The sequence below is a fragment of the Acinetobacter sp. Brlt_5 genome, from assembly GCF_051949055.1.
In the GTDB taxonomy this organism is placed as follows: Bacteria; Pseudomonadota; Gammaproteobacteria; order Pseudomonadales; family Moraxellaceae; genus Acinetobacter; species Acinetobacter indicus.
In genome coordinates this window covers 23,895-37,334 of the sequence record NZ_JAYJLP010000011.1, presented here as the reverse complement: position 1 = coordinate 37,334, position 13,440 = coordinate 23,895, and the positions used below count along the sequence as shown (strand labels likewise).

Genomic DNA, 13,440 nt, shown 5'->3' with positions numbered 1-13,440 from the left:
GACCCTCCTGTTTTAATTGTAGCGCATCAATTTTTAAGTCAGGGCAATGCCTTCAATACTTTCTAAATTGACAATATATTCACGTACCTGTTCATTGACCCGGTCATCATTTTCAGGATAAAACCATTTCACAATCTGCTCGGCGACGCTAGAATGGTACTGAATTTCCATATGATTCAGACCATAAAATACCGCCTTATGCGATTCCGGCAGTTTGAGCTGAAAACGCGGGTTCGGATGTTCACCCAGCGCACTTTTGACACTGACCAGATAATCGCCAATTACTTTGCGGGTGCGGTTGCGCTTGTTTTCATATTCAATGGTGCCGGCCACCAGAAAGGCATTAATATGGGACGGGAAGGGCGCCGGTTTGCGGTTATCATCAATTTCACCAATTCGCGCTTCATTGTGTTCCCAGTCATCATCCCGCACGCTGCCATAACGTAAATCCAGAATACCGTTACTGCGGATATTCACCACATGCCCGACAATTTTCATAAACGGGAAACGCCCCAGTTTATCCTGTAAGTGAAAGCCGAAACGCTCCAGCGCTGCACCATGATGCGGCGAACCCAGACAGACCAGGTTATCGACCATATGAATCCACTCATGCAAATCCTGTTTGCCATAAAACAGGGCACTGCGCGACACCAGTCCGCCCATGCTATGTCCAATCAGGCTGATGCTGGTGATATTCGGATTGCGCTGAATCAGATCTTCCAGGGTATTGGCCAGACTGTGACCATTGGCGGAAATACGCCGTCCGGTATTGTAATTTAAATACAGCATGGTGTTGCGCTGGCGCTGTGCCAGCAGTTTTTCGCCAATACCACCATATTGCTGATGTGACCAGTCCAGATGGTTCATACACAGGCCATGCACAAACAGAATCACCTGTCCGGTCAGCTCGCCTTTTTGCACACTGCCGTAGTGGTCATAAATGGTCATTGGCAGTGCCAGCGGATTTTGCTGATTCAGCAAATAATCACCCAGCACCCCATTTAAAATACCGACCAGCACATGCATATACGGTGTCAGCGGCTTGTCATGCAGGCGCGGAAAACGATCAATTACCTGACGCAGACTGGGCGCCAGCAGGTAGTTGCTATAGTTTTGCAAGGTATCAAAGGACAGGCTGTACAGCTTGCGAATGGGCGACATATTCTGGAATTTTCGGGAGTGCTGTTCACTCATGCCAAACAGGCTCAGCAAGACCTCACGCTGAATGGTCTGCACCAGCTCTTTGACCACCTGATGCACCGGCATACTTAACAGCTGCGCCAGACCTTCCAGTAAATCGGCCTGGCTGGGCGGTGTGGTGTCCCATTTACAATAAGTTTCATGCAATGGCGTTAAACTTGGCATGTGCTACTGCCCCCTAACAATAGTGTCGCGGCTACTTTCTTTTTCGTTGGCTTCACGGTATAAATTTCTAAGCTTAATTTTATATCATTCATCCCGAACAACTTTTACAATAGCCAGGATGACGCCCCAGTTTTAATTTTTTTGTCTAACAATTATTTGTGACATACAAATTAAAACATGAATGTGATCAAAGTCTCAAAAAAGTAAATACAACAATGAACATGGATAACATCCGATTAGCACAATGAATTTAATTTATTTGCATGGTTTCAGGAGCAATCCCTTTTCTGCCAAAGGCCAGCTGTTGCGGCAAGCGCTGGCACAGCGGAGTGACATTCAGGTGCATCTGCCCGATCTGAATGCGCCGCCACGCGAGGTAATGCAGCACTTATCTGCACTGATTGAGCAGCTGGACCAAGTAGCGCTGGTCGGCAGCAGTCTGGGCGGCTTCTATGCGACACAACTGGTCGCACGCTATGCGGTTCCGGCTGTGCTGATTAATCCGGCTATGCGACCATGGCAGTTGTTTCAGGAACTGTTCGGCGATGCCCAAATTCCGCTGAAAGTGCATGAACATTGGACGCTGGAGCGGCTACATTTACAGCAACTGGAACAGATGGCAGTGCCTTTTGTTGAAAAGGCAGACAAAATTTTAGTGTTATTGCAGCAAGGCGATGAAGTTTTGGATTATCGTGACGCACAGCGTTATTATAGCCAGGCCCAGCATAGCTCTCTGATCATGACCGAAACCCGCGGCAATCATGGGATGGACAACTTTGCGCTAAAAATACCTATGCTGCTGCAGTTTTTATCGGATTCCCTAAAATAAGGAAACAGTACAACGTGTCTCAATATACGGCTCAATCTCTTGAAGTTTTATCTGGTCTCGATCCTGTCCGTCGCCGTCCGGGTATGTATACCGACACCTCGCGTCCGAACCATTTGGCGCAGGAAGTGATTGATAATGCTGTCGATGAGGCACTGGCTGGACATGCCACCAAAGTTAGCGTGACCGTGTATAAAGATGGCTCGCTGGCAGTAGAAGACAATGGCCGCGGGATGCCGGTGGATATTCACCCGGAATATGGCCAGAGCGGGATTGAGATTATTCTGACCAAGCTGCATGCCGGCGGCAAGTTCAGTACCGATAACTACCAGTTTTCCGGTGGTCTGCATGGGGTCGGGATTTCTGTGGTGAATGCCTTGTCGACCCGGGTAGAAGTCGATGTACAGCGTCAGGGCAATCTCTACAAAATGGCTTTTGAGCAGGGCGAAGCCACTGGTCCATTAGAGGTATTGGAAGGCAAAGCGCCAAAACGTGCGTCAGGCACGCTGGTGCGTTTCTGGCCGGAAGCTAAATATTTCGATTCGCCTAAATTTGCCTTAAAAGCCTTAAAACATAATTTAAAAGCCAAAGCGGTTTTGGCCGCTGGTCTGCAAATCAATTATATTGACCAGATTAATGATGAAAAAATCACCTGGCAGTTTGAAAATGGCCTGGTCGATTATTTAATGGATGAGCTGGAAGACCGCGAGATTATTCCGGCGCCGGCCTTTGTCTCTTCAGGCAATGCAGAACGCGCCAGCGCAGAATTTGCGATTTGCTGGAATGTTGAAGGCGGCGAAAGCATTCAGGAATCTTACGTCAACCTGATTCCGACCGCGCAGGGCGGTACCCATGTCAATGGTTTGCGTTCCGGTATCACCGATGCCATGCGCGAGTTTTGTGAACTGCGTAACCTGTTACCGCGTAACTTGAAACTCTCGGCCGAAGATGTCTGGGATGGCGTGAACTATATCCTGTCGCTAAAATTCCAGGAGCCACAATTCTCCGGTCAGACCAAAGAGCGTTTGTCGAGCCGTGAAGCGTCCGGAATCGTGCAGAATATTGCCAAAGATGCCTTTGCCTTATGGTTACACCAGAATTCAGATGTAGCGCTGCAACTGGCAGAAATGGCCATCTCCAAGGCCGGTCGCCGTTTAAAAGCAGCCAAAAAAGTCGAGCGTAAAAAGATTGTGTCGGGTCCGGCTCTGCCAGGCAAGCTGGCCGACTGTGTCGGTCTGACCCGTGAAGAATCAGAACTGTTTATTGTCGAAGGGGATTCTGCAGGTGGTTCGGCCAAGCAGGCACGTGACAAGAATTTCCAGGCCATCATGCCGATTCGCGGTAAAATTTTAAATACCTGGGAAGTCTCTTCCGATGAGGTTCTGGGCTCGCAGGAAGTACATGATATTGCCATTGCGATTGGGGTTGATCCAGGTTCAGATGACTTGTCTGAACTGCGTTATGGCAAAATCTGTATTTTGGCTGATGCTGACTCCGATGGCCTGCATATTGCCACCTTGCTCTGTGCGCTTTTTGTCAAACATTTCCCGGCCTTGGTAGAAGAAGGGCATTTATTTGTGGCCATGCCGCCGCTATTCCGGATTGATGACAACAAAGACGTACATTACGCACTGGATGAAGATGAGCTCAATAGTATTTTAAATAAATGCAAAAGCAAAAATCCGCAAATCACCCGCTTTAAAGGCTTGGGTGAAATGAATGCCAGCCAGTTGCGTGAAACTACCATGGACCCGGATACACGCCGTCTGGTGCAACTGGATCTGGATGATATTCATGTCACCGCCGGTTTGCTAGATAAACTGCTGGCCAAAAAACGCTCCGCAGACCGGAAGCAGTGGCTAGAACAAAAAGGCAATCTGGCCGATCTGGTGGTTTAAAACTCTAAAATTTCATCATTTTAGAAAACCTACCCGTCTTGGTGCAGATTTTTTATGTCGCTGATTTTTTCTCCAAAATGAGGCAATCGGGCTGTACCAGGTTGCCCTTTTTTTGTTCACTTTTGCGTATCCTTATCCTTCAATATCTCTAAAAACTCAAGAGCACACCTTGCTTGCATGTGCGTGGTGCAGATCAGTGCAGCGTAGCTGAAGGGCGTTCTTTCATTTTTTATATTAATATAAGTAACTAATTTTTATGATTTAAATCTTACTTGTCCCGTCTAGATCTGCCTGTCATTTTTGCGTTTGGCATAGAAATTGAATTATCCGCTGCAGTCATAGAACAACAGGCACCGTATTCAGGTGCTGCATAAGTGTGGAGAAATTCATGAAGTTCCAGCGCAATCTGTTTTCAAAAAGTATACTAGTGGCCAGCATGGCCGGGGTTGTGGCGCTCAGCGGCTGCTCAAAATCGACCGAAAGTAGCGACAGTGCCAGCACGGCTCAGCCAGCAGCCAGTACCGGCGAGACCATTAAAGTCGGCATCCTGCATTCCCTGTCCGGCACCATGGCCATTTCAGAAACTTCGCTAAAAGATACCGCGCTAATGGCAATCAATGAAATTAATGCCAATGGCGGGGTGCTGGGCAAAAAGCTGGAACCTGTGGTGGTTGATCCAGCCTCTGATTGGCCACTATTTGCGGAACAGGCGCGCCAGCTGATTACTCAGGATAAGGTCGCGGTCATTTTTGGTGCATGGACTTCAGTATCGCGTAAATCGGTACTGCCGGTGGTGGAAGAGCTGAATGGTCTGCTGTTCTATCCGGTGCAATATGAAGGTCAGGAACAGTCGAAAAATATTTTCTATACCGGCGCAGCACCTAACCAGCAGGCGATTCCGGCAGTGGAATATCTGATGAGTGAAGAGGGCGGTCAGGCCGAGCGTTTTGTGCTGCTGGGAACGGATTATGTCTATCCACGGACCACTAACCAGATTCTGCGCGCTTTCCTGAAATCAAAAGGCATTGCCGATGCCGACATTATGGAAGAGTACACCCCGTTTGGGCACAGTAACTATCAGACCATTGTCAGCAATATTAAAAAATTCTCGGCCGGGAAAAAGACGGCGGTCATCTCCACCATCAATGGTGATTCCAATGTGCCGTTCTACCGTGAACTGGGCAATCAGGGCATCAAAGCCTCTGATATTCCGGTGATGGCGTTCTCGGTGGGTGAAGAAGAATTACGCGGTATTGATACCAAGCCACTGGTTGGCCACTTGGCGTCATGGAACTACTTTATGTCAGTAAAAAATCCGGTCAATACCGAGTTCACCAACAAAATGAAGCAGTACGCAGTCGATTATAAACTGCCAAATGCCAACAAGCTGGTGACCAATGACCCGATGGAAGCGACCTATGTCGGCATCAATATGTGGAAGCAGGCGGTAGAAAAAGCCGGCACTACCGAGGTGGATCAAGTCCGTGCAGCCATGGCTGGTCAGGAATTTAAAGCACCCTCTGGTTATACCTTAAAAATGGATACGTCAAACCATCACTTGCATAAGCCGGTCATGATCGGGCAAATCCGTGCCGATGGCCAGTTTGATATTGTCTATAAAACCCCGCAAACCCTGCAGGCAGAACCTTGGAGTCCTTATCTTCCGAAGTAAGTTTGACATCACGCCTGCTGCTTCGGCAGCAGGTTTTTTTTCGATTTCTCTGCCTTCTTATAAAAAAGAGGACACACAATAGGGGGATATAAAATGAATATTCGCGTGAATATCGCCGCTATTTTTCTGATTTTTGCCCAAGTTTTATCGATACAGCTGGCTCAGGCCGAACAGCCGCAAACACAGACAGCCGTTGCTGTGACACAGGCCGATGCCATCCAGCAATTTGTGCAAGGTGATTTCGCCAGCCGCCGTGCCTTACTGAACCAGTGGCCCGGCAGCCTCGAACAGCTGGATCAGCTTGCACAATATGTTGAACAGCAGCAGCTCTATAGCGGCGCCAATGGTCAAACCTATATTCTGGAATCGGATGAGCGTTTACTGCATTATCCGGCACTGGAGCCGGTCAGCGACTGGCCAAGTGATCTGGCGCAGGTCACGCTGGTGAATACCTTGCAGAAAGCGCTGACCTTTGCGCTGGCGCATTCAAAAATGCAGTCAGAAGATGCGGCTGAGCGCCTTGAAGCTGTCGATATTTATGAAAGCAATCTGTCTGAATTACAGCTGGCGCAGATCAATCGCCTGTATTTACAGGAACGGAATAATAAGGTGAAGGCGCGTCTGGCCCAGCTCAAAGCACGGCTGGATTATCAGCAGCCAGATGTGCTGGTGAAAATTCAGGCCGCCCAGGTACTGGCCGATTCCAACCGTCCCGATGTACTGGCCATGGTGGAGCAGGAGCTGCAACAGCCGAATCTGAATCCGGAACTGAAAGCCGTGTTGCTGGAGGCCAAAAGCGCCATTCAGACCCGCTTACAGGCCAGTGAATGGGCCGGCCATCTATTTTCCGGGCTCAGTACCGCCAGTATTTTGCTGCTGGCGGCGTTAGGACTGGCCATCACCTATGGTCTGCTCGGAGTCATCAATATGGCGCATGGCGAGCTGATCATGATTGGCGCTTATACCACCTATGTGGTGCAAAGCCTGTTTAAAAGCCATTTTGGCAGTTATCTGGACTGGTACCTGATCGTGGCGATTCCGGCAGCCTTTCTGGTCAGCGCTTTAATTGGCATGCTGATTGAACGCACGGTAATTCGTCCGCTCTATGGCCGTCAGCTGGAAACCCTGTTGGCCACCTTTGGGGTGAGTCTGATTTTAATGCAATTGGTGCGGATGATCTTTGGCGCACAAAACGTGGAGGTGTCCAATATTGCCTGGCTGTCTGGCGGCATTTCCATTAGCCCAAGCCTGATGCTGCCGTATAACCGTATCGCAATTATTGTCTTTACCATCGCCGTGCTGTTGTTACTGGTCTATTTACTCAATAAAACCCGTTTTGGTCTGTTTGTGCGGGCTGTAACCCAAAACCGTCAGATGGCACGTGCCGTCGGAATTCGTTCCAGCCGCATCGACATGATGGCTTTTGGTCTGGGTTCTGGTCTGGCTGGACTAGCCGGTTGTGCCTTGGCGCAGGTCGGAAATGTCGGCCCGGATTTGGGGCAGAACTACATTATTGATGCCTTCCTGGTGGTGGTAGTTGGCGGGGTTGGTCAGGTCTGGGGTGCGGTACTGGCAGCACTGGGTCTGGGTATTAGCGGGACTGCGCTGGAAATTGGCATGGGCGCTGTACTGGCCAAAATTATTCTTCTGGTTCTTGTGATTTTGTTTATTCAAAAACGCCCACAAGGTCTGTTTGCCATCAAAGGCCGTTTTGTGGAGTAAGCGCATGAAGATCACACATTTACTTTCCGATAAACCCTATAGCGGGGCAGCCATTGCCGCCTGTTTTGCGATTTTACTGCTGTTGCCGTGGCTGCATCTGTTGCCGAGTGATTCGGCACTGCATCTGTCGGCTTATTGGGTCACCCTGATTGGCAAAATCATGTGTCTGGCACTGGTGGCTTTGGCCTTGGATCTGGTCTGGGGCTATGCCGGTATTTTAAGTTTGGGTCATGGCCTGTACTTTGCTCTGGGCGGTTATGCGTTTGGCATGTACCTGATGCGCCAATCCGCGGGTGATGGGCTGCCAGACTTTATGCGTTTCTTAAGCTGGACCGAGTTGCCGTGGTTCTGGGTTGGTACGGAACATTTCCTCTGGTCGCTTGCACTTGTTGTTTTAGTGCCGGGCATCATTGCTTTTGTGTTTGGCTTCTTTGCTTTTCGCTCCAAAATCAAGGGCGTGTATTTCTCGATTATCACCCAGGCCATGACCTTTGCTGCCGCACTACTGTTTTTCCGTAATGAAACCGGTTTCGGCGGCAACAATGGTTTTACCGGCTTTAAAACTATTTTGGGCATGGATATTACCTCGGCACCGATGCGGGCCAGCCTGTGTTTTATCACCGCGCTGGTGCTTCTGCTGTGCTTTATCGGGTTGCGTCATCTGATGAATCAGCCTTATGGCCGTGTGCTGGGTGCGATTCGTGACAGTGAAAACCGTCTGCAATATCTGGGCTATCGCACGCTGTGGTACAAGCTGTCGGCCTGGGTGCTGTCTGCGGTGATCGCGGGTATTGCCGGGGCGCTGTATGTGCCACAAGCCGGTATCATCAACCCGAGTGAAATGAACCCGGTCAACTCAATTGAAATGGCGGTCTGGGTCGCAGCGGGTGGTCGTGGCACCTTAATTGGGCCTTTGCTCGGCGCGGGTGTGATTAACGCGGCCAAAACCTATTTCACCGCTGCTTCCCCAGAGGCGTGGTTACTGATTTTAGGGGCGCTGTTTATTGTGGTGACCATCTTCCTGCCGAAAGGGATTATTGGTCTGTTTGACCGTTTTAAAAAGGAGCGGAGCGAATGAGTGAACTGTTGCAAGCTCATGGTGGCCATGCTGCTGAAGGTTATGGCCGCCCCAAGGAACAGGGCGCAGATTTTAGCCACGGTATTGCACTGTATTTGGAAAAAGTCAGTGTCTGGTTTGATGCCTTTCGCGCCTTAAACGACTTGTCTTTGTATATCGAAGAAGGGGAATTACGTTGCATCATTGGACCCAATGGTGCCGGTAAAACCACGTTAATGGATGTGATTACCGGTAAAACTCGTCCAACGGAAGGCAGTGCCTTTTTTGGCCAGACCTATGATCTAGCCAAGATGAGCACCGAACAGATTGCCGAGGCCGGAATTGGACGCAAGTTCCAGAAACCCACGGTATTTGAAAATTTTACCGTGATGGAAAACCTGCTGCTAGCCGCGCCGAAAGATAAACGGGTGAAAAAGAGTTTCTTTAGCAAGCTCGATCCGGATGCCCAACAGGCGCTGGAGGAATCGCTGGCGCAAATCCGCTTACAGGAATTGGTGCATAAACCGGCCGGATTGCTGTCGCATGGCCAAAAGCAGTGGCTGGAAATTGGCATGTTGCTGATGCAGCGCCCGAAGCTGATTTTGCTGGATGAACCAGTGGCAGGTATGACCGATGCCGAAACTGAACGCACCGCAGAGCTATGTCTGGAGCTGAAGAAAAATCATACCTTGATTGTGGTCGAGCATGACATGAGCTTTATTGACACCATCAGTGAAAAAGTCACGGTGCTGGCACAGGGTGCCATTCTGGCAGAGGGTACATTGGCCGAAGTTCAGGCCAATGAAGATGTGATTGAAAAATATTTGGGACGTTAAGGAGACCGCGATGCTAGAAGTCAAAGACGTCAATCAGTTTTATGGGGGCAGTCATATCCTGCGTGATGTATCGTTTCAGGCTCCGGTTGGCGCATGTTCGGTAGTACTGGGGCGTAACGGCGTCGGTAAAACTACCTTGCTCAAATGCTTGATGGGCATTTTGCCGATTAAGTCCGGGCAGATTCTGCTGGATGGCAAAGATATGTCCAGGCTTAGTCCGGAGCAGCGCGTGCGTGAAGGTTTGGCCTATGTGCCACAAGGCCGCGATATTTTTTCAACACTCACGGTTGAGGAAAATATCCTGATTGGGATGGCGAAATTTAAAGGCGCGAAAACCCGGAAAGTACCGGAACATCTGTACGAGATTTTTCCGGTTCTGGATGAAATGAAGCAGCGCCGCGGCGGAGATTTATCCGGTGGTCAGCAGCAGCAATTGGCAATTGCCCGCGCGCTGGCTTCTGAACCGAAGGTATTAATTCTGGATGAGCCAACCGAGGGTATTCAGCCGTCGATTATTAAAGATATTGGCCGGGTGATTCGTAAACTGGCTGATGGTGGCGAAATGGCAATTGTGCTGGTCGAGCAGTTCTATGATTTTGCCGAAGAGCTGGCCGATGGCTATACCGTGATGGCACGTGGCCAGGTGATTGCACAAGGTGCTGGCAGGGAAATGCCGGAGAAAGGGATTCGGGAGTTGGTGGCGATTTAATTTCTCTCTCAAAGGGAGGTTGGAGGGATTTAACAAGTTAAAGCCTCCCTGAGCAAGAGATCAGCACGGCTTGATCTTGCAGTGCAAGAAGGGAGGTTTGGCGAGATTGTTAATATTCAGCGAGATATAAGCACTGCTTTATATCGAAGCGTAAGCAGGGAGGTGTGGAGGCTTCAATTTCATCTCTCCCTAACTCTCTCCGAAAAGGAGAGGGAAATTGTCATTCAATTTCCGTATTTTCATTCCATAAAAAATACCCGCCATACTGGCTGGATCTGAACTCACCCCCGCTACTTTTACCCTGTTCAGTTAAAAAGTGTTTGCCATTTTCGTTTAAGGTCAGGAAGCCTTTTGCAGTTAACTTCTCCAGTACATCTGCGGTTTTCAACTTATGTTTTGCAGCCAGTTTGGAGGTGGTGAGTTTGGTTAGTGTCGAGCTTTCTTCGCCACGTTCTGCTTCTGCCACCACAGCATCCGCTTTCACTTCATCGAGGCTAATCCGGACTTCATCACTAATCCGAATAATGCGCTGCGCTTCTTCATAGGCATCTTTAAATACTTCATCATCTTCGTATTTGCGAACCAGAATCCCCATTTCATTGTTATTAATCTGGCTGAATTCATATAAATTCAGGCTGGAAATAATACATTCTGATTCATTCAGATAGCATTTTGCATGCAGGTTCTTGCAGAAGCTTAAACGGACATAATCCAGTTTTTGCAGCCACTTAATTTCCTCTGGATGCAGGTCGCTTTTGCCATACACAATACGGATGTCAATTTTGAGCCGATCTTTATCTTCGAGTAATTCTTTAATCCGGTCATTGAGGCGTAAATAGGGGCTAATCAGAATTAAACGCTCTTTGGCATTCTTAATCAGTTCTTCTAGAAAAAAGTTGGTTGCACTGGTGTTTAAAAACTTGGCCATAAAAATCCCCGTGTCATTCTTATTGATGGCTTAGATCATAGTCTAAGTATAGGTAAAAATTAAACAAAAAAAAGAGCACTGAAATCAGTGCTCTTTTAGATGGATGCTGAGCGTTTAGCTAAAGAACCAGTATACGAACAGCGCAATAATGAAGGTACACAGGATGTTTAATACTATCCCGACACTCATCATTTCACGCTGTCTGATATGACCGGACCCAAACACAATTGCATTTGGCGGTGTTGCTACAGGCAACATAAAGGCACACGATGCACCAATACCAATAATAATCACCAGAATTTCTTTTGGCATACCCATCTGGTCGGCAATGGCGGCAAAGACCGGTACCAGCAGTGCAGCAGAAGCGGTGTTACTGGTAAATTCAGTCAGGAAAATAATGAAAATGGTCACCACAAAAATAATCACCAGCGGTGATGCCGTACCAAATACATCCGCAACGGTTTGACCCAGCACCAGCGATGCACCTGAATCTTTTAACATCGCACTTAAGGTTAAACCACCACCAAACAGCAGTAATACACCCCAGTCGGTATTTTCAGAAACCTGTTTCCAAGTGGCTGTACCTAAAATCACCACCAGACAGGCGGCGACCAGTGCAGTCCAGGTATCCGGAGATGAAATACCAAAGTTCTCGCTGAGTTTTTTGCCAAAAATCCAGGCAATTGCGGTACAGATAAACAGAATCATGGTCGCGATACGGGTTCGGTTCCATGGAATCACTTCAGTTTCAAAATGAATTTTCTGGTTCAGTTTCGGACGCAACACCAGATATAAACTGACTAGCATGGCCGGCAGTAAAATCAGCATCATCGGCAAACCGATTTTCATCCAGTCAGCGAAGTCATAGTCCAGTGCTTTGGCAGCAATCGCATTCGGTGGTGAACCCACCAGCGTTCCTAAGCCGCCAATACTGGCCGAATAGGCAATCCCGAGCAGAATAAAGACGAAGGTAGAGCGCTCTTTAGTTGAATCTAGGTGCGACAGCAGACCCAAAGCCAGCGGGAGCATCATCGCTGCGGTGGCGGTATTGGAAATCCACATCGACAGTGCGGCTGTAACAGCAAAAATGGCCAGCACCGAAATCCCCAAATGTCCGCCAGACATGGAAATAATCCACATCGCAATTTTACGGTCCAGTTTCTGGATATGCAGGGCAGTGGCCAAGGCAAAACCACCAAAGAACAGGAAAATGACCGGGTCAGCAAAAGTTTGCAGTGCCTGAGTGGTGGTTATCGGCACCAGCTCTTTGCTGGCATTTTCAATCGGCATCCCAAGCGCTACTGCCAGCACCGGTACCAGCAGTGCGGTAATGGTGATATGCACCGCTTCGGTCAGCCATAAAATCCCGATAAACAGTAACAGGCTTAGGCCTTTATTGGCATAATCATCATAGGGCAAAATATGGTAAAAGCCCCAAGAAAGCAGGGCGGCAATGACAATAATAATCCAGCCTTTGACAATGCCTTTCGGCGCGGCCTCGATCGGTGGTTTTAACGTATCTGTATTCATATACGAGCCTTTTATAGATTCATAGGAATTAGAGTAATCGGCCTATTATTTAATATTTTTCAAGCAGGGGGCAAAGTATAAATTGATTATTTTGCAGCTAAGTGAAGATTAAACCACAAAAAAATGCGGGTTCTGACTGAGGAGTTGCACGGCTTGCCACAGAGCTGAGCAGCCCAGCACGGCCAGTAAGCTGAGAATCAGCCAGCGGAATTTCTGCTGGGAAATATGGGCACGTAACTGGCCGCCAGCCCAGACCCCGAGCAGCGACACCACGGTTAATAAGCCCAGTAAGGACCATTGTTCAGATTTAAATTGCAGCATCACCGGGTAAAGCAGCAGCAGCTGAATCAGTTTACTGACCGCAAAATTCAAGTTGCTGATCAGCACAATTTCGGTTTTGCTGTGTTCGGTACTCAGCAGGTACATCATCAGAAAGGGTGCCATGGCATTGGTGGCTCCGCCGATCACACCGGCCAGCAGACCAAACAGCAGCATGTTTTTCAGACTGGCCTGAATGCGCAGGGGCTGGCTGCGAAACTGATCCAGCACATACCATAAAATAAACAGCCCCATCAGCAGTTTGAGATAGCCATCATTTAGATGTAGCAGTAACTGCACACCGAATACACTTCCGATCAGACTGCTGATAATCAGGCCCCAATATTGACCGGAATAATAGCGCAGCGCCTGAAGAAAGCTGCGTTCGGGGTCGCTATTGAGTAAAAACAGATTCAGGATCAGGCAGGGTAATAGTACAAAGGCTACCGTGGTCGACAGCGGGTACAAGGTGGAGATGGCCGCGGTACTGACCATAGGAAAGCCGAAGCCGCTGATCCCGTGTAACAGGGCAGCAATGATACAAAAGATCAGAACCATCAGGTCGGCTTTAGACATGCG

11 protein-coding genes are annotated in these 13,440 nt (G+C 48.7%); 7 read left to right on the top strand and 4 right to left on the bottom strand.

Translation table 11 applies throughout. The features are described from left to right. Nucleotides 1-33: 33 nt before the first annotated feature. Entirely contained in the window at nt 34-1,365 is a 1,332-nt protein-coding gene (locus VF685_RS08945; RefSeq protein WP_075168204.1) for a PGAP1-like alpha/beta domain-containing protein, read from the bottom strand. Between the two features lie 244 nt (nt 1,366-1,609). Here VF685_RS08945 and VF685_RS08940 point away from each other — a divergent pair, with 244 nt between their 5' ends. From VF685_RS08940 to urtE, 7 genes are all read left to right on the top strand, one after another. Further along, on the top strand, nt 1,610-2,194 hold the full coding sequence (locus VF685_RS08940; RefSeq protein WP_005180877.1) for a YqiA/YcfP family alpha/beta fold hydrolase: 585 nt from the start codon (nt 1,610-1,612) through the stop codon (nt 2,192-2,194). A gap of 14 nt (nt 2,195-2,208) precedes the next feature. Continuing rightward, complete coding sequence (gene parE / locus VF685_RS08935) at nt 2,209-4,089, top strand: DNA topoisomerase IV subunit B (RefSeq protein ID WP_163145369.1); 1,881 nt, start codon at nt 2,209-2,211, stop codon at nt 4,087-4,089. A gap of 388 nt (nt 4,090-4,477) precedes the next feature. Further along, nucleotides 4,478-5,761: an urea ABC transporter substrate-binding protein gene (gene urtA / locus VF685_RS08930; RefSeq protein ID WP_440203609.1), complete on the top strand. Its 1,284-nt coding sequence runs from the start codon at nt 4,478-4,480 to the stop codon at nt 5,759-5,761. A gap of 93 nt (nt 5,762-5,854) precedes the next feature. Next, entirely contained in the window at nt 5,855-7,483 is a 1,629-nt protein-coding gene (urtB, locus tag VF685_RS08925; protein ID WP_127800273.1) for an urea ABC transporter permease subunit UrtB, read from the top strand. Between the two features lie 4 nt (nt 7,484-7,487). Continuing rightward, a complete protein-coding gene (gene urtC, locus VF685_RS08920; RefSeq protein ID WP_016658716.1) occupies nt 7,488-8,561 on the top strand; it encodes an urea ABC transporter permease subunit UrtC in 1,074 nt (357 codons plus the stop codon). Beyond that, nucleotides 8,558-9,376 (top strand): urea ABC transporter ATP-binding protein UrtD, encoded by an 819-nt coding sequence (gene urtD / locus VF685_RS08915; protein ID WP_005180868.1) that lies wholly within the window; start codon nt 8,558-8,560, stop codon nt 9,374-9,376. Before urtC ends, urtD begins: the two co-directional genes overlap by 4 nt. A 10-nt stretch (nt 9,377-9,386) precedes the next feature. Continuing rightward, nucleotides 9,387-10,085: an urea ABC transporter ATP-binding subunit UrtE gene (gene urtE, locus VF685_RS08910; RefSeq protein WP_205779216.1), complete on the top strand. Its 699-nt coding sequence runs from the start codon at nt 9,387-9,389 to the stop codon at nt 10,083-10,085. A gap of 220 nt (nt 10,086-10,305) precedes the next feature. Here the strand turns inward: urtE and VF685_RS08905 are convergent, their stop codons facing one another. The 3 genes from VF685_RS08905 to VF685_RS08895 all read right to left on the bottom strand — a co-directional run bounded on the left by VF685_RS08905 (nt 10,306) and on the right by VF685_RS08895 (nt 13,437). After that, entirely contained in the window at nt 10,306-11,013 is a 708-nt protein-coding gene (locus VF685_RS08905) for a phospholipase D family protein (protein ID WP_016658719.1), read from the bottom strand. Between the two features lie 114 nt (nt 11,014-11,127). Beyond that, the gene (locus tag VF685_RS08900) at nt 11,128-12,543 is read right to left on the bottom strand and encodes an SLC13 family permease (protein WP_253097014.1); all 1,416 of its coding nucleotides are present in this window, start codon (nt 12,541-12,543) and stop codon (nt 11,128-11,130) included. Nucleotides 12,544-12,651: 108 nt separating this feature from the next. Continuing rightward, nucleotides 12,652-13,437, bottom strand: coding sequence for a sulfite exporter TauE/SafE family protein (locus tag VF685_RS08895; RefSeq protein ID WP_163140845.1), 786 nt, complete (start codon nt 13,435-13,437; stop codon nt 12,652-12,654). Between the last annotated feature and the right edge of the window lie 3 nt (nt 13,438-13,440).